The organism is Gordonia sp. NPDC003424 (assembly GCF_053588655.1).
This window is the reverse complement of sequence record NZ_JBSFQJ010000019.1, coordinates 81,794-98,059: the sequence shown is the minus strand read 5'-3', so window position 1 is coordinate 98,059 and position 16,266 is coordinate 81,794. Positions and strand designations below refer to the sequence as shown.

At 69.2% G+C, this 16,266-nt stretch carries 14 protein-coding genes; 6 read left to right on the top strand and 8 right to left on the bottom strand.

Annotated features, from left to right (window positions below; genetic code table 11):
- Nucleotides 1-64: 64 nt before the first annotated feature.
- The 3 genes from ACWDTI_RS22435 to ACWDTI_RS22425 are packed head-to-tail and all read right to left on the bottom strand — an operon-like array spanning nucleotide 65 to nucleotide 3,616.
- A complete protein-coding gene (locus ACWDTI_RS22435) occupies nucleotides 65-502 on the bottom strand; it encodes a nitroreductase family deazaflavin-dependent oxidoreductase (RefSeq protein ID WP_449740332.1) in 438 nt (145 codons plus the stop codon).
- Nucleotides 503-530: 28 nt separating this feature from the next.
- Nucleotides 531-2,636 (bottom strand): DEAD/DEAH box helicase, encoded by a 2,106-nt coding sequence (locus ACWDTI_RS22430; RefSeq protein ID WP_449740331.1) that lies wholly within the window; start codon nucleotides 2,634-2,636, stop codon nucleotides 531-533.
- Nucleotides 2,633-3,616 carry a PAC2 family protein gene (locus ACWDTI_RS22425; protein WP_449740330.1) on the bottom strand — a complete coding sequence of 328 codons (984 nt, stop codon included), beginning with the start codon at nucleotides 3,614-3,616 and terminating at the stop codon, nucleotides 2,633-2,635. The genes ACWDTI_RS22430 and ACWDTI_RS22425 overlap by 4 nt, the downstream gene beginning before the upstream one ends.
- A 204-nt stretch (nucleotides 3,617-3,820) precedes the next feature.
- On the opposite strand from ACWDTI_RS22425, the gene ACWDTI_RS22420 reads away from it, so the two are divergent.
- Together ACWDTI_RS22420 and ACWDTI_RS22415 are read left to right on the top strand one after the other, a co-directional pair.
- Nucleotides 3,821-4,516: a hypothetical protein gene (locus ACWDTI_RS22420; protein WP_449740329.1), complete on the top strand. Its 696-nt coding sequence runs from the start codon at nucleotides 3,821-3,823 to the stop codon at nucleotides 4,514-4,516.
- A gap of 108 nt (nucleotides 4,517-4,624) precedes the next feature.
- Nucleotides 4,625-5,731: a DUF4192 domain-containing protein gene (locus ACWDTI_RS22415; RefSeq protein ID WP_449740328.1), complete on the top strand. Its 1,107-nt coding sequence runs from the start codon at nucleotides 4,625-4,627 to the stop codon at nucleotides 5,729-5,731.
- A 9-nt stretch (nucleotides 5,732-5,740) separates the two neighbouring features.
- On the opposite strand, the gene ACWDTI_RS22410 is transcribed toward ACWDTI_RS22415, so the two are convergent.
- Complete coding sequence (locus ACWDTI_RS22410) at nucleotides 5,741-6,424, bottom strand: iron dependent repressor, metal binding and dimerization domain protein (RefSeq protein ID WP_449740327.1); 684 nt, start codon at nucleotides 6,422-6,424, stop codon at nucleotides 5,741-5,743.
- 112 nt (nucleotides 6,425-6,536) lie between these two features.
- Between ACWDTI_RS22410 and ACWDTI_RS22405 the strand changes: the two genes are divergently transcribed.
- Both ACWDTI_RS22405 and ACWDTI_RS22400 read left to right on the top strand, forming a co-directional pair.
- Nucleotides 6,537-7,802, top strand: coding sequence for an acetoin utilization protein AcuC (locus tag ACWDTI_RS22405; RefSeq protein ID WP_449740326.1), 1,266 nt, complete (start codon nucleotides 6,537-6,539; stop codon nucleotides 7,800-7,802).
- A 211-nt stretch (nucleotides 7,803-8,013) separates the two neighbouring features.
- Complete coding sequence (locus tag ACWDTI_RS22400; RefSeq protein ID WP_449740347.1) at nucleotides 8,014-10,839, top strand: bifunctional acetate--CoA ligase family protein/GNAT family N-acetyltransferase; 2,826 nt, start codon at nucleotides 8,014-8,016, stop codon at nucleotides 10,837-10,839.
- 17 nt (nucleotides 10,840-10,856) lie between these two features.
- Here the strand turns inward: ACWDTI_RS22400 and ACWDTI_RS22395 are convergent, their stop codons facing one another.
- Together ACWDTI_RS22395 and ACWDTI_RS22390 are read right to left on the bottom strand one after the other, a co-directional pair.
- On the bottom strand, nucleotides 10,857-11,876 hold the full coding sequence (locus tag ACWDTI_RS22395) for a sigma-70 family RNA polymerase sigma factor (RefSeq protein WP_449740325.1): 1,020 nt from the start codon (nucleotides 11,874-11,876) through the stop codon (nucleotides 10,857-10,859).
- A 119-nt stretch (nucleotides 11,877-11,995) separates the two neighbouring features.
- A complete protein-coding gene (locus ACWDTI_RS22390) occupies nucleotides 11,996-12,418 on the bottom strand; it encodes a DUF3099 domain-containing protein (RefSeq protein ID WP_449740324.1) in 423 nt (140 codons plus the stop codon).
- A 78-nt stretch (nucleotides 12,419-12,496) separates the two neighbouring features.
- On the opposite strand from ACWDTI_RS22390, the gene ACWDTI_RS22385 reads away from it, so the two are divergent.
- Complete coding sequence (locus tag ACWDTI_RS22385; protein ID WP_449740323.1) at nucleotides 12,497-12,766, top strand: DUF3039 domain-containing protein; 270 nt, start codon at nucleotides 12,497-12,499, stop codon at nucleotides 12,764-12,766.
- Between the two features lie 18 nt (nucleotides 12,767-12,784).
- Here the strand turns inward: ACWDTI_RS22385 and ACWDTI_RS22380 are convergent, their stop codons facing one another.
- Nucleotides 12,785-13,963, bottom strand: coding sequence for a YihY/virulence factor BrkB family protein (locus tag ACWDTI_RS22380; protein WP_449740322.1), 1,179 nt, complete (start codon nucleotides 13,961-13,963; stop codon nucleotides 12,785-12,787).
- Between the two features lie 230 nt (nucleotides 13,964-14,193).
- Between ACWDTI_RS22380 and ACWDTI_RS22375 the strand changes: the two genes are divergently transcribed.
- Entirely contained in the window at nucleotides 14,194-15,933 is a 1,740-nt protein-coding gene (locus ACWDTI_RS22375; RefSeq protein WP_449740321.1) for a DEAD/DEAH box helicase, read from the top strand.
- Between the two features lie 65 nt (nucleotides 15,934-15,998).
- Here the strand turns inward: ACWDTI_RS22375 and ACWDTI_RS22370 are convergent, their stop codons facing one another.
- Nucleotides 15,999-16,205, bottom strand: coding sequence for a DUF7455 domain-containing protein (locus ACWDTI_RS22370; protein WP_449740320.1), 207 nt, complete (start codon nucleotides 16,203-16,205; stop codon nucleotides 15,999-16,001).
- Nucleotides 16,206-16,266 lie beyond the last annotated feature (61 nt).

The following is a 16,266-nucleotide window of genomic DNA, read 5'->3' as shown; positions in this document are numbered from 1 at the left end:
GTCGATGCGGCGGATGTATGCGCCGCATCGACGCAGATCCGCCGCATCAACCGTGGCAGACCCCTCAGGCCTGCGGTTCGAGCACGAAGACGGGGATGACGCGGTCGGTCTTCGTCTGGTAGTCGGCGTAATCCGGGTAAGCCGCCACGGCGCGCTCCCACCACTGGGCGCGTTCGTCCCCGGTGAGCTCGCGTGCGGTGTAGTCGCCGACCTGCTCGCCGTCACGGACCTCGACATGCGGGTTCGCGACGATGTTGTGGTACCAGACCGGGTTCTTCGGCGCCCCACCCAGCGACGCCACCGCGACGTAGCTGCCGTCGTGCTCCACCCGCATCAGCGGCGTCTTGCGCAGCTTGCCCGACTTGCGGCCGACCGAGGTGACCAGGATGACCGGCATGCCGCGCAGCGTCGTGCCCGCGGTGCCGCTCGAGTTCTCGATCTTCTCCGCCTGATCGGCCGACCAGTCGGACGCACCGCGTGCGTATTCTCCTTGCAGGGGCATGATTCCTCCATCTACTCCCGGCCGCCGCTCATTCGTCGGCGGCGTGTGTCAGTTCTTCCCATTCGTCGAGCAGACTCGAGTCCACCTCGCGCACCATCCTGCCCACGCGATCGGTGATGTCCTCGATCTCGTCGGTCACCGCCGACATCGGAAGGCCTTGGCGCAGAACGCGATAGCAGTCAGACAGGTACCGCAGCACCACGCCCTCGCTGCGGGCCAGCCCGTAGGCCGAGATGAGTTCGGTGAAGGTCATGGCGCGTTCGAGCATTTCCCGCAGAACCGATTTGGGCGACGGCGGATACGACGACACCCACGGATGCCCACGCCGGTACACCCCGAACGCGTACTCGATCTCCTCGGCCAGCGGCCGCGGCCAGGTGATCTCCTCGAGTCGCGCCATGCGCTCCTCGTATTCGACGCCGTCGGCCTTCATCTCGGCGATCGCGGCGTCGCGGGCGACCTTGCGCTGCGCGAACAGCAGCGGTCGCGGGTCGTCGAGGGTGGATTCCAGGATCGACACCACGTCGAGGGCGTAGGTCGGTGACGCCGGGTCGAGCAGTTCGAAGGCCGCGAGCGCGAACGACGACAGGGGATTGGTCAGCGCGAAGTTCTCCGGCATGTCCACCGACAGGGCGACGTTCTTGCCGTCGGCGTCGGGCGTGTCGAGCTGCACGACGATGCCGGACTCGCGCAGGCCGCGGTAGAGCGCGATGGTGTGTTTGATGTGGCGCAACTGCCGATTGCGCGGTTCGTGGTTGGCCTCCAACAGATGTCGCAGCGCGGCGAAGCAGTCGCCGGGGCGGGCGAGTACCTCCATCAACATCGCGGTGGTCATCTGGAAGTGCGAGCGCAACTGCTCGTCGGGGGCGTCCACGAGCTGGGTGAAGGTCTTCTCACCCCATGACACGAAACCCTCGGGCGGCTTCTTGCGCACCAGCTTTCGCAGCTTCTTGGGGTCGTCGCCGGCCTTCGCGACGGCGCGTGCGTTCTCCACGTCGTGATCGGGTGCCTGGGCCACCACATAGCCGATGCTGTCGAATCCGGCGCGGCCGGCGCGACCGGCGATCTGGTGGAACTCGCGCGCCCGCAATCGTCGCACGCGCACCCCGTCGTACTTGGACAGACCCGCGAACAGCACGGTCCGGATCGGCACGTTGATCCCCACGCCGAGGGTGTCAGTGCCGGCCACTACCTTCAGAAGTCCTTGCTGTGCAAGGCGTTCCACGAGACGCCGGTAGCGCGGCAGCATGCCCGCGTGATGCACGCCGATGCCGGCGCGCAGCAGCTTCGACAGCGTCGAACCGAAGCCGGTGGAGAAGCGGAAGTCGCCGATCGCCTCGGCGATCGCGGCCTTCTCGGACTTGTCGGTGATGCGCGCCGACAACAGCGCCTGCGCGCGTTCCACCGCGGACGCCTGGGTGAAGTGCACCACGTAGATCGGTGCCCGGCCCGCGTCGATCAGCTCCTCGATCGTCTCGTGGATCGGGGTGGTGGCATACGAGTACTGCAGCGGCACCGGACGTTCGGTGCCGGTGATCGCCGAGGTGGGGCGGTCGGTGCGGCGGGTGAGGTCGTCGACGAAGAACGAGACGTCGCCCAGCGTCGCCGACATCAGCAGGAACTGGGTGTGCGGCAGCTCGATGAGCGGCACCTGCCAGGCCCACCCGCGATCGGCCTCGCCGTAGTAGTGGAACTCGTCGGCGACGAGTGTGCCGATGTCGCTGTCCTCCCCGTCGCGCAGCGCCAGGTTGGCCACGATCTCGGCGGTCGCGCAGATGATCGGGGCGTCGGCGTTGACCGCCGCATCGCCGGTGAGCAGCCCCACCGACTCCGCGCCGAAGATGCCGCACAACTCGAAGAACTTCTCGCTGACCAGCGCCTTGATCGGGGCGGTGTAGTACGCGCGCTCGCCGCGGCAGCGGGCGAAGTAGATCGCCCCCGCGGCGACCAGCGACTTTCCCGACCCCGTCGGGGTCGCCAGGATGACATTGCTCCCGGCGATCAGTTCCAGCAGCGCCTCATCCTGGTGGGGATACAGCGTCAGGCCGCGGTCGCTCCACCACCCGGTGAAGGTGTCGAACGCGGTGTCCTCGTCATCGGCGGCAACCAGATGGCTGCCGGCCGGCGAAGTCACATCGACGATGGCCAACCACCCGCGTCGCCGTCGGTCTGCTCGTCGTCGCCGCCGGCGCGCATCTGCTCGGCCAGGAAGCGTTCGAGTTCGGCGCCCAGTTCGTCACCGGACGGCAATTCCTCCTCGGCCGCCAGCAGGGAGGCGCGTTCGGCGGCCGCTGCGGTGAACGAGTCGTACTGGTTCTCCAGCGCGGCGACGACGGACTCGATCTCGGCGTTGCCAGACACCTCGTTGTCCACCTGCGCACGCACCTTCTCGGCCGCACTCTCCAACGCCGCCACCGGCAGTTTCAGGCCGGTGATCTCGCCGATGGCGCCGAGCAACCGTGCCGAGGCCGCCGGATAGTCGGTCTGCGAGAGGTAGTGCGGCACATGCACCGACAACCCCGCGGTGCGGTAGTCGTGGTCGGCCAGCCGCAGCTCGAGCAGCATGGACGCGCTGGCGGGAAGCTTCATCGCCGAACCCCAGCGCGGCAGATCCCCGAGCCGATCGACGTCGCTGCCGTGTGCGGTGATCGACGCCGGCCGGGTGTGCGGCACCGCCATCGGGATGGCGTTGAGGCCGATGACGTCGGTGACCCCGAAGTGCTCGGCCAGCCGGCGTACGGCCTCCACGAACTGCTCCCAGCGCAGGTCCGGCTCGGCACCGGCGAGCAGCAGGAACGGGCGCCCGGCGGTGTCGCGGATCGCGTGCATCGTCAGCGACGGCATGGTGACATCGGTGAAGGTGTCCCCGTCGAAGCTGATCGTCGGGCGGCGCGAGCGGTAGTCGATCAACTCGTCCGTGTAGAAGGTGGCGACGAGTTCCGACTCGAGGGCGTCACGCAGATGCGTCGCCGCCAGGGCGACCGCGTGACCGGCGTCGGCGAACCCGTCGAGTGCGTGAATCAGCACCGGTCCGGTGCCTTCGTCGCCCGCCACACGGGGCGCGGGGAACTCCAGCGAGTACAGCGAGCTGTGCTCGGCCGACCGCTCGTCCATGAGATCGATCCTCCTCAACAGTTTCGTCAATTGTCGCGCATCGAAGGCTGATGAGGCCAATTTCGGGCATCGATGCGGACTCGCAATCAAGAACAACCCGATGCGAGCGTCGATTCCCGGGCGGTCGGGCCGGACGTCCTCCTGCCGATCGTTGGTCGTGTCGATCCACACGATCGGCGCACGCCAATGGCACAGTAGGGCGTTGTGACCGACTCCAGACTCCGCTCGAGCGTACGGCGACGCCCCGTACTCGGTCCGATCGTGGTGCTCGTGGCCTGCCTCGCGGCCATGGCCTGCACGGTCGACGGCCAGGCCGTCGCGGGATCGGCGGATCTGACCGCCCGATCGGTTACCGCGGACGACTTCCCGGCGGGAGCCACCCGCGTGCCGACACCGGCGGTCCCCGACGCCCTCGCCGATCTCACCGGTCACCCGTTGCACGGTGGGGTCACACCGGCCGACTGCACACCGCCCGCGGTGTCGGCCACCGGCGCGGTGCTCTACGTCGGCCCCGACCCGGCGACGTCGACCGCGACCTTCTCCACCGCCGTGGTGCACGTCTCCGCCGCCCTGAGCGGGGTGATCGACCAGGCACGACGCTGCCCGCGGTACATCACCGGGTCGGCGCCGACGGCGGCATCCCTCGTCACCACCGACGTGCCGGCCGCGCCCGCGTCCACCGCGCCCGGGGTGCGGACCGGAGCGTTGCATCGTCAGTCCACGACCGGTGCCACGGGTTCGTCGGCGATGGTCACGACGATGGACACGCTGCTGGCCCAGAAGGACGGGGTGCGTGTCCTGGTCGAGTACCGGCATCAGGGGAACACCCCGATGTCGGCCGCGGCGTCCGGGCAGCTGAGGTCGCTGTTCGACAAGGCCGTCCACGCGGCCTTCGGCTGACCTGCATCACCCCAGCGGAATCTGTGGACAACGAAAAGGTTGTGGACAACTCGCCGATCCGGCGCTCGTGCGGGTTGCGCTGACCGGACGCCATCCGACGATGACCGCATGTCCACCTCACGCCGGGCGCGCGGCGCTCGAACCCTGCCCCCGTCCGCCCTGCTCACCGCCATCCCCGGCCTGCTCGGCTTCATCCCGGAGCGATCGCTGGTGCTCCTCGCCTTCGGCGCCGGCGACCCCCGGGAGGTCCGCACCACGATGCGCCAGGACCTGGTTCTCGACGAGGACGGAGCGCTCGTCGCACCGATGATCGACGTGCTGACCGATCTCGGCGAGATCTCGGTGCGCAACGGTGTGCGGGGGGTCGTCGCGGTGCTCGCCGATGACCGGTATCCCACCTACAGCCCGCTCTACCAGCGCATCTGCGAGATCGTCGATGCCGAACTCGACGAGGCCGGCGGCGTCGTCGCGGGATTCGTGGTGCCGCAGTTCACCGCCGGCGCGCGCTGGCGCACGGTCTTCGACGCCCGGCGTGACAAACGGCTGTTCATCGGGGAACAGACGCTCGACCTGTTCGCCCGGCCGATCGCCGGCACCGGCCGGCTCGGCGACCCGCACTCCAGTCCGACGGCGGTCGCGGCCGCGGTGAAACACGGGCGGCGGGTGCTGGACAAGCGCTCCGACATCGCGACGACGCTCACCCCACTCGACCACTGCACCGACGATCACCACGACGACATCGACACCTCCGGTGCCGACGACGCGACGCTGTTGCGGACGATCGTCGCGCACGTCACCGGCGGGGGAGGCGACGCGGATCTCGACTGCGCCACGGTCACCGCGATGGCTGACGGCATCACCCGGCTGCCGGTCCGGGATGCGGCACTCGTGTTGTCCGTCACCGACTTCCGGCATCAGGCCGAGCATCTGTGGCGGCAACTGGCGCGCCGACTGCGTGGCCGGGAGCAGGCCAGCGCCGCGACCATGCTGGCACACCTGTACTACATCGGGGGAGAAGGCGCCTATGCCGGTGTGGCGCTGGACCACGCGCTGGCCGCCGACCCCGACTGGTCGTTCGCGACCCTGCTCGATCGCGCCCTGCGCGGCGGCGTACCGCCGGGGATGCTGTGGGACACCGTCGACGAGTGCTACGACATCGCCGAGCGGCTCGGGGTCGTCATCCCGCGGCCGGCGGTGGCGCGGCGCGCGGTGTGAGGCTGCGGGTCAGATCTTCTCCACGAAGATGGCGTGCGCCATCTCGTCGGTGAGCTCGAGGCCCTCGTGTCCGGGGGTCGTCACCACGACCTTCTGCGCACTCACCGTGACGGTGACGCGGGCGTTGGGCACCACACCGGCGTCCCGCAGCGACGAGATCAGCCGCTGATCGGACTGGACGTGCTCGGCGAGACGGCGCACGATCACCACCACCGGCTCGCCCTGCGGCAGGTCCGACAGCCGGGTCGCGCCGTCGGTCAGTGCCGCCTTCTGGGCGCCGAGCAGTTCGAGACCCGGGATCGGATTGCCATAGGGGGATGTCGTCGGGTTGTCCAGCACGGCGAGCAACCGCCGTTCGACGTTCTCGCTCATCACGTGCTCCCAGCGGCACGCCTCCTCGTGGACCTCGTCCCACGGCATCCCGATGACGTCGACCAGGAGACGCTCGGCGAGGCGGTGCTTGCGCATCACCGCCACGGCGAGATCCCGTCCCTTGTCGGTCAGTTCGAGATGACGATCGCCGGCGACGCGGAGCAGGCCGTCGCGTTCCATCCGTGCCACGGTCTGCGAGACGGTCGGTCCGCTCTGCTCGAGACGTTCGGCGATCCGTGCGCGAAGCGGCACGATGCCTTCCTCTTCGAGGTCGTAGATCGTCCGCAGATACATCTCGGTGGTGTCGACAAGATCGTTCACGGTGCGCAGTCCCTTCGTCCACACAAGGGTACCCTGACCTGGACCGGACACCGGACACACGCGTGTCGCCGTCGCCACCCCAGGCACTGTCCCGATGTCCTAGATTGAGGACGTGACACAGACCACGCGCGACGAGTCGGCTGCCGTCATCTGGAGCGAGGATTTCCTCTCGTACAAATGGGCACATACCCATCCGATGAACCCGGTACGCCTCGCGCTCACCATGACCCTCGCCCAGAGCCTCGGCCTCCTCGAGGGCGTGGACACCAAGGCGCCGCTGCAGATCGACGACGCCCTGCTCACCAGCGTGCACTCCACGGACTACATCGACGCCGTGCGGGCGGTCGGGGCCGGCACCGCGGCGCTGTCCGGGCCGCTGCTCGAACGGCTCTTCGGTCTCGGCGACGCCGACAACCCGATCTTCGAGGGCATGCACGAGGCGGCCCGCCTGCTCGTCGGCGGCACGGTCGCCGCCGCCCAGGCGGTCGCGTCCGGTTCGGTCCGGCGCGCGGTGAACATTGGTGGCGGGATGCATCACGCGATGCGTTCGCGGGCCGCGGGGTTCTGCATCTACAACGACTGCGCGGTCGCCATCCACTGGCTGCTGGAGAACGGCTTCGACCGGGTCGCCTACATCGACATCGACGCGCATCACGGGGACGGCGTGCAGATGGCCTTCAACGCCGACCCCCGGGTGCTGACGGTGTCGATCCACCAGCATCCGGCGACACTGTGGCCGGGCACCGGGTGGCCCACCGAGGTCGGCGACGACGCCGGGCACGGCACGGCGGTCAATCTGGCGCTCATGCCCGGCGCGCCGGATCGATTGTGGCTGAGGGCCTTTCATGCCGTCATACCATCGGTGCTCGAGCAGTTCCGCCCGCAGATCCTGATCAGTCAATGCGGCGCCGACAGTCACCGGGCCGACCCGCTCACCGACCTCGCGCTCACCGTGGACGGCCAGCGGGCGGCGATGCAGGCCATGCGGGGATTCGCCGACAAGTACTGCGACGGCAAGTGGATCGCCGTCGGCGGTGGCGGATACGGCGTGGTGAACGTAGTCCCGCGCAGTTGGGCGCACCTGATCGGCGTGACGCTGGGCCGCGACGTAGACGTCGACACCACCATTGCCGAATCCTGGTGCGCCACGGCCGAAGACGTCGCCGAACATGTCTACTCCGAGTATTCCCGGCCACCGGTCGGTGTCATGGGCGACGGCGGCGACGTCGACTACGTACCGTGGGACGGGGACACCGGGCAGAGCCCGCCTGAAGGGATCAGCGACTCGGCGCAGCGGCAGACCGATCGTGCGATCCTGGCCACCCGCCGTGCGGTCTACCCGCTCCATGGCCTCGACCCGGAGGACCCCCGTGACTGAGCAGCAGGAAAAGCCCGAGACCGGGCAGTCCGAGACCGAGCAGCCCGAGACAGGGCAGCCCGGGACAGGGCAGTCCGAGACGGGGCAGCCGGAGACGGGGCAGCCGGAGACGGGGCAGCCCGAGACGGGGCAGCCCGAGGCAGGGCAGTCCGACACCGGACAGGCAGAGACAGCGCAGGCCGAGACCGGGCAGCCCGAGACCGGGCAGTCGATCGATCGGCCACGAGCGCGGGAACCGTGGGATTACCCGCGCCACTGGATCGCCGACGTGCTGGCGTCCGACGGCGGGGTGGTACACCTGCGGCCGATCGTCCCGGACGACGCCGACCGCGTCGTCCGGTTCCACGGCGGATTGTCCGAACGCACCCGGTACATGCGCTACTTCGGCCCCACCCCGACGCTGCCGCCACGCGAGGTGGCGCGCATGACCACCGTCGACTACCAGACCCGGGTGGCGATCGTGGCGGTCCTCGGCGGCGACATCATCGCGATCGGCCTGTACGAGGGCCTCGGATTCGACGGGCGTCCCGAATCGGCGGAGGTCGCCTTCGTCGTCGCCGACGAACACCAGGGCCGCGGTCTCGGGCCGATCCTGCTCGAGCATCTCGCCGGGGCGGCCGCGGAGAACGGGTTCACCCGGTTCGAGGCGGAGGTACTGAGCGAGAACCCGAACATGGTCGCGGTGTTCCGCGATGCGGGATATCAGCTGTCACGCAGTTTCGACGGCAGCACCGTGCACGTCGAGTTCCTCATCGACCCGACCGAGGCGCTGCTGTCGGTGCGCAACGGCCGGGAACGCGCATCCGAGGCCCGCAGCGTCGCCAATCTGCTGCGCCCGTCCTCGGTGGCGGTGATCGGCGCGTCCACCGATCCGAAGAAGGTCGGCAATGCGTTGCTGGCCAACATCATCGCCGGCGGATTCACCGGGCCGGTCTTCCCGGTCAACGGTCCCGCCCCCAGCGAGGAGGAATCGGACGCCGCCGGGGACACCCCCACCGGTCAGACCGCGCGTGGACGCGGCCCGGCGCGACCGACCCCGGCCCAGCGGCGCGCACATCCGCGTCCGCCGTCGGTGCGTGGCATCCGTGCCTACCGCACCGTGCGCGACATCCCCGACCCCGTGGACCTCGCGGTGGTCGCGGTGCCCGCATCGATCGTCGGCGAGGTCCTCGACGACTGCCTCGTCAAGGGCGTGCGCACGCTGGTGGTCGTGTCGTCGGGCTTCGCCGAGAGTGGTGAGAAGGGTGTCCTGACCGAGCGCCGCCTCCTCGAGCAGGTGCGGGAACACGGGATGCGCCTGGTCGGCCCGAACGCGTTGGGTGTGGCCAACAACGACCCCGCGATCGCACTGAACGCGACGCTGGCCCCGCGCATCCCGGCCGCCGGGCGCGTCGGATTCTTCTGTCAGTCCGGCGCGCTGGGCATCGCGATCCTCGACACCGCGGCGCGCCGCGGGATCGGGCTGTCCACCTTTGTCTCCGCCGGGAACCGCGCCGACGTCTCCGGCAACGACCTGCTGCAGTACTGGGACACCGACACCGCCACCGACGTCGTGCTGCTGTATCTGGAGAGCTTCGGTAATCCGCGCAAGTTCTCCCGCATCGCACGTCGGGTGTCGCGGTCGAAGCCGATCGTCGCGGTCAAATCGGGGAAGGGGGCGATGTCGCCGGTGCGCGCCGCCCGATCGGCCGGCACCAGCCTCGACGACCAGATCGCGGCGATGGTGCTCGAGCAGGCGGGCGTCATCCAGGTGCGTACGATCTCCGAATTATTCGATTGCGCAACCATTTTCGCGTATCAGCCGATACCGCGCGGCCCCCGGACGCGGATCATCGGCAACTCGTCGGTGCTCGGGAGTCTCGCCGCCGACACCGCTCGCAGCGGTGGCCTCGAGGTCACCGACACCGTCGACCTCGGCGCGGGGGCGACCGAGGACGAGTTCGAGTCGGCGGTCACCACCGCGCTCGCCGACGAGTCGGTCGACGCGGTGCTCGTGGTGTTCGTGCCGCCGGTCGCGGTGGACGCCGATTGGCATGCGCGGGCGCTGATGGCAGCGGCCAACACGCAACCGGCCGGCGCGCCCAAGCCGATCGTCACCACCTTTCTGGCGGTCGAGGGCATTCCGCCCGGCTTGATGAAACCGGACGCGAACGGGTTGCCCGGGGCGGGGTCCATCCCGTCCTACGGCAGTCCGGAACGGGCCGCGGTGGCGCTGTCGCGGGCCTGGCAGTACGCGCGGTGGCGGGCGCGACCGGAATCGGAGCTGCATCGGCCGGCCGACACGGACCCGGAGGCGGCGCGGGCCGACGTGCGAGAGGCGCTCGCGGAACTGGCCGGCGACGACGGCACCATCGACGACGGTGCCCGGCGCGTCCTCGGGCATGTCGACTCCGCGGGCATCCTCGCGCGCTACGGCATCTCGGTGGTGCCGTTCCGCGAGGTGCACAACATGCACCGCGCGTCGGCCGCCGCCCGTGAGCTGGGTTTTCCGGTCGCGGTGAAGGCGACCTCGGAGACCTGGCGTGGGCGCTTGGACCGGGAGGGGGCGCGTCTGGACCTGCCCGACGCGACGTCGGTGATCACCGCGTTCAACGAGCTGACGGCGCTGACCGGTGACACGGTGCTGCATGTGCAGAAGATGGCGCCCAAGGGGATCGGCACGGTGATCCGCGTCCGCGACGACCGCTCCTTCGGGTCGTTGATCTCGTTCGGCCTGTCCGGCCGCACCTACGAGCTGCTCGGCGATCACGGCTACCGGGCGGTCCCGCTGACGCCCCTGGACGCCGCCGAACTCATCGACGAGCCACGATCGGCCCCGCTGCTGGCCGGCTACGGCGGGGAAGACCCGGTCGACAAGGAGGCGCTCATCGATCTGCTGATGCGGATCTCGACACTCGTCGACGACATCCCCGAGGTTCGGGAGGTGTCCTGCGACCCGATCCTCGTGTCCGCGGACGGGGTGGCCGTGCTGAATGCGCAGATAGAGATCGGTCCGGTGCCCACACGTGCGGACACCGGACCGAGGAGACTGGCCTGATCGGCCGACGACGTGCGTCAGCTGGCGTAGGCGCGTAGCCGTTCGGCGCGCTCACCCTGGCGCAGCTTGGCCATGACCTCGCGTTCGATCTGCCGGACCCGTTCGCGGGACAGGCCGAACATCCGGCCGATCTGATCGAGGGTGCGCGGCTGGCCGTCGTCGAGGCCGTAACGCATCCGGATCACCTGCTGCTCGCGCTCGTCGAGCGTGGCGAGCACCGAACGGATATCGGAGTGCAGCAGACCCGCGATGACGGCGTTCTCCGCCGACGTCGCCTCGGCATCCTCGATGAAGTCACCGAGCGGTGCCTCCTCGTCGCTGCCGACCGGCATGTCCAGGCTCACCGGGTCGCGGCTGTGGTCGAGCAGATCGGCGATCTTCTCCGCGGGGATGCCCGACTCGGAGGCCAGCTCGTCGTCGGTGGCCTCCCGGCCGAGCTGCTGATGCAGTTCGCGCTTGATCCGGGCGAGCTTGTTGACCTGCTCCACGAGGTGGACGGGGAGCCGGATGGTGCGGCTCTGATCCGCCATGCCGCGGGTGATCGCCTGCCGAATCCACCACGTGGCATACGTGGAGAACTTGAAGCCCTTCGCGTAGTCGAACTTCTCCATGGCGCGGATCAGACCGAGGTTGCCCTCCTGGATCAGGTCCAGCAGCGGCATCCCGCGGCCCGTGTAGCGCTTCGCGAGCGAGACGACGAGGCGGAGGTTGGCCTCCAGCAGGTGGGCCCGCGCGAACTCACCCTCGCGGACGATCACGGCCAGATCGCGCTTGCGGGTGGCCGAGAGACGCTTACGTGTCTCCAGGATGTGCTTGGCGTAGAGGCCGACCTCGATCTGCTTGGCGAGTTCGACCTCCTGTTCGGCGTTGAGCAGGGCGGTGCGGCCGATCCCGTTCAGATAGACGCGGACCAGGTCCGCAGCCGGCGACTGGGCGTCGAGATCCTGTTCGGTCATGGGTGGGCGGGTCCCGGTGGCTTCGGGATCGTCGGTGTACCGGGTAGTCGTGGTAGGGCGTGCAACTGTCGAGCGTGACATTCGGCCTCCTGACTTTGAGTGCGTTCACGGTGTTCAACGCGCTCGCTGGGCCGAAAGTTCCATGCCGATGTGACTTATGACATGAGAAGTTGCTGAGAGTGTGGGGTCGGCGTGGACGGTCAGTCCGCGCGGCGATCGGGCTCGACGGTCGAGTCGATGACCCGGTTGTCGGTCGACAACGACGGCGGACCGATCACCGTGTCGTGCGCTCCGTACAGGTAATGGGGGACCTCGCCGCGTTTGCGGGGCGGCCGGTCGTTGGCGATCAGCACCGCGATCCACGGCAGCGGTATCGACGCCGCGACGATCGCGAGCGCCAGCAGACCCGAACCGGTCGCGCTGTACGCGATCCCCGCGATGAACAGCGCTGGGACGCGAAAGGCCATGAGGGTCAAGTATTTTCGCACGCGCGCGCGTTGCTGCTCGTCGAGCGACTGCTGGGCGTCGGTGATCAGGACGGCATCACGGAGTTCGGCGTGGTCGCGCCGGGTGCCGCCGGCACCGATGTCACCGGCGTGTGCGGAAAAGCCTTCACCACCCATCTCTCCACTGTCCCACTTTCGCTGCGCGAATGCAGCCGTGGGATTGCCTGCCGGGCCCGGTGGCGCACAATGGTGGGCATGGGAACCCAGACGATCGATCGGCCGGACCTCGACGAACGCACCGATGTCGACGAACGGCCCGACGCCGACAGCACGGACCGGGGCGATGACGACCGCCCCAAGTTCTTCCACTACGTGAAGAAGAACAAGATCGCCGAGAGCGCCGTGATGGGCAATCACGTCGTCGCACTGTGCGGTGAGACCTTTCCGGTGACCCGCTCGGCGAAGCCCGGATCACCGGTGTGCCCGAAGTGCAAGAAGATCTACGAGCGGATGCGCAAGGACTGACCCGTCGCCTGCACCCTCTCACTTGCCCGGTGGCCGGTCACTGCGCCGGATCGGCCCGGACGCGAGCCGGTCCGGCAGCGTCTTGAGCTGCCCGGTGATGTCGGAGGTCTGCGACGACACCCACTCGCGAACCTGCACGGACGCCGCGGGCTTGGCCGGCCACAGCGACTGCACGGCCGCGTTGAACTCGGCGCCGATGACGATGGCGAAGCCGAGGAAGAACGTGAACAGCAGGAACGCGATCGGCGTCGCGAGCGCACCGTAGCTGTAGCCGGCCCGGGTGATCGCGGTCAGATAGATGCGCAGGATGTAGCTCGCCACCCAGAAGAAGACGCCGGCGATGATCGCCCCACCGACCAGGCGATGCCACGGCAGCGGGTTGGGCAGGGCGAGGTGGTAGAGCGTGGTCAGCACCAGCAACATGAGGAACGCGACGAACGGGAAGTAGCCGAACGCGATCAGATTGCTGACGACGGGATCCCAGGAATCGGGCGCGATGTCCTGCAGGTAGTTGGGGCCGAGAGCGACCAGCGGCATCAGGAAGACCGCGACGACGAGGAACCCGATGTAGAGGAACAGCGCGAAGAAGCGCTGCCACACCGGATTGCGCACCTCGTGCTGGTCGTGGGCCCGCACGATCGCGGCGATGAAGCACGACACCGCCGACGACCCGGCCCACAGCGACAGGATGAAACCGATCGAGATCACGCCCACCCGGCCGCGGCCCAGCACGTTGTCGACCGTCGGGGTGATCAGGTCGGTCACCACGCTCTCCGCGAAGGTCCGATCCGAGAACGAGATGATGCGTTCGGAGACCACGTCAACCGTGTCGGGGCCGAACCATCCGGCGATGTAACCGACCGAGCCGAGGAGCCCGAGCAGCAGAGGCGGTAGCGACAGGGCCTGCCAGAAGGCCGACTGGGCGGCCCAGCCGACGATGCCGTCGTCCCAGGCCTTCTTGACGGTCCGCCACACCACCACGTGCATCGTGGGCAGGACCGGTGGGCCGGGCTCGGTGGGCTCGCCGCGTGTGGGGTCGTCTTGTCCGTCGCGAGCCGGCGCCGGAGGTCGAACCGGGTGATCGGTGTCCCCGGTGAACGGGGCGTGGGGAGACGAAGCCTGCGTCGGTGGGCGGGCGGCGAGCGGAACCGTCGGCGAATGTGACGGGTCATCCGATGACGGCGACGCCTCGGACATCGGTGCTGGGTTTCGGTGACGACTGACGATGGCTCTAGCATCCCCGATCCGCACCGGAAATGGGTCACCGGCCCGGGCGTGTGCGCAAATCGCTCGGTCGTGGCGGTGTCGCGTTCGGCCCCCGTCGGTGCTCGGCGGTAGCATGGCCCGCGTCCCCTTTCCCGGCGCTGGCGACCGTGTGCGAGGGGTTCTTTCATGCCATTCGAGGAAACTCAGGGAGCAGTGCACAGGTGACTTCAGCAGCCGAGAACAGTGTCGAGGCACCCGGCGGCGCGGTTGTCGCCTCCCCGCCGCTGCGCGCCTGGCAGCGACGTGCGCTGACCAAGTACCTGACCCGGCGGCCGGTCGATTTCCTGGCCGTGGCCACCCCGGGCGCCGGCAAGACGACCTTCGGCCTGCGGGTGGCGCGCGAACTCCTCGACGACCGGACGGTCGACCAGATCGCCGTCGTCACCCCCACCGAACATCTCAAGCACCAGTGGGCCGAGGCCGCCGCCCGCGTCGGGATCGCGCTGGATTCGCGGTTCCGCAATGCCACTGGCCAGACCAGTAGCGACTATCACGGCGTCGCGCTCACCTACGCCCAGGTCGCGGCGCACCCTGCCCGGCACCGTGTGCGGACCGAGAACCGCCGGACGCTGGTCATCCTCGACGAGATCCACCACGGCGGCGACGCCAAGTCGTGGGGTGACGCGATCCGCGAGGCGTTCTCGGACGCCACACGCCGGCTCGCCCTCACCGGGACGCCGTTCCGGTCCGACGACTCGCCCATCCCGTTCGTCACCTACGAGCCCGAGGCCGCCGGGGTGCTGCGGTCCAAGGCCGATCACACCTACGGCTACGCCGACGCGCTCGCCGACGGCGTGGTCCGCCCGGTGGTGTTCCTCGCCTACAGCGGCCAGGCCAGCTGGCGCACGAGCGCCGGTGAGGAGTTCACCGCACGGCTCGGCGAACCCCTGTCGGCCGAGCACACCGCACGTGCGTGGCGGACCGCGCTCGACCCGCACGGCGACTGGATTCCCGCGGTGCTGGAGGCCGCGCACACACGATTGCGGCAGTTGCGGGCCTCGGGCATACCCGACGCCGGAGGGCTGGTCATCGCGACCGATCAGACGACCGCGCGCGACTACGCCGAGCTGCTCACGGCCATCAGCGGCCGCAAGGTCACCGTGGTGTTGTCCGACGACCCGAAGGCGTCGGGCCGGATCGCGGAGTTCGCGGCATCCGACGACGAATGGATGGTCGCCGTCCGGATGGTGTCCGAGGGCGTCGACGTGCCGCGGCTGGCCGTCGGGGTCTACGCGACCAGCGCCTCGACGCCGCTGTTCTTCGCCCAGGCGGTCGGGCGGTTCGTACGGTCACGCCGCCCCGGCGAGACCGCGAGCGTGTTCCTGCCGTCGGTGCCGGTGCTGCTCAACCTGGCCAGCCAGATGGAGGCCGAGCGCGACCACGTGCTGGGCAAACCGCACCGCGAGAGCGACGGTCTCGACGACGCACTGCTGATCGACGCCAACAAGCAGCGCGACGAGCCCGGCGAAGACGAGAAGTCGTTCGAGTCGTTGCACGCCGACGCCGAACTGGACCAGGTGATCTTCGACGGCTCATCGTGGGGCACGGCCACGTTCGCCGGGTCCGACGAGGAGTCGGACTACCTGGGCCTGCCCGGGTTGCTCGACGCCGATCAGGTGCGTGAGCTGCTGCGCAAGCGGCAGGCCGACCAGGTCGCCGACCGGGCCGTGGCGGCCGCCGCACCCGCGGCTGCCGCACCGCAGGCGCGACCGGCGGGGGAGAACTTGCATGCGTTGCGCAAGGAACTCAACACGCTCGTGGCCATGCACCATCACCGCACGGGGAAACCCCACGGCATGGTGCACAACGAACTCCGCACCCGCCTGGGCGGGCCGCCGACCGCGATGGCCAGCGCAGACCAGCTCCGCGAACGGATCGCCGCGCTGCGCGAATGGCGGTAGACGCCCCGATATGCGACGACCCGGCCGGTATTCCCGGCCGGGTCGTGTCACATGTTCTCGCGGATCTAGACCAATTCGCCTGCGGACTCCACGACCGTCGCCGATAGCTCGACGAGCTTGGCCTCGTGCGCGTTGAAGTGATGGCGGCAGAAGAGAAGTTCTCCACCCGCGGGCAGCACGGCCCGTACCTTGGCGGCCGCACCGCAGCGGTCACAGCGGTCGGCGGCAGTGAGCGGCATGTAGATCGGGGATGTGGTGGCGGTGTCTGACATGATTCCTCCGTCCCGGTCCGGCTTCGGCTCCGATGCCGTCGCCATTCCCTTCCTGAGCCGA

Bases quoted from the DNA above. Each gene is read 5' to 3' on its own strand.
- ACWDTI_RS22435 (WP_449740332.1), bottom strand. From the start codon at position 502: ATGCCCCTGCAAGGAGAATACGCACGCGGTGCGTCCGACTGGTCGGCC.
- ACWDTI_RS22425 (WP_449740330.1), bottom strand. From the start codon at position 3,616: ATGGACGAGCGGTCGGCCGAGCACAGCTCGCTGTACTCGCTGGAGTTC.
- ACWDTI_RS22415 (WP_449740328.1), top strand. From the start codon at position 4,625: ATGTCCACCTCACGCCGGGCGCGCGGCGCTCGAACCCTGCCCCCGTCC.
- ACWDTI_RS22395 (WP_449740325.1), bottom strand. From the start codon at position 11,876: ATGTCACGCTCGACAGTTGCACGCCCTACCACGACTACCCGGTACACC.
- ACWDTI_RS22390 (WP_449740324.1), bottom strand. From the start codon at position 12,418: ATGGGTGGTGAAGGCTTTTCCGCACACGCCGGTGACATCGGTGCCGGC.
- ACWDTI_RS22385 (WP_449740323.1), top strand. From the start codon at position 12,497: ATGGGAACCCAGACGATCGATCGGCCGGACCTCGACGAACGCACCGAT.
- ACWDTI_RS22380 (WP_449740322.1), bottom strand. From the start codon at position 13,963: ATGTCCGAGGCGTCGCCGTCATCGGATGACCCGTCACATTCGCCGACG.
- ACWDTI_RS22370 (WP_449740320.1), bottom strand. From the start codon at position 16,205: ATGTCAGACACCGCCACCACATCCCCGATCTACATGCCGCTCACTGCC.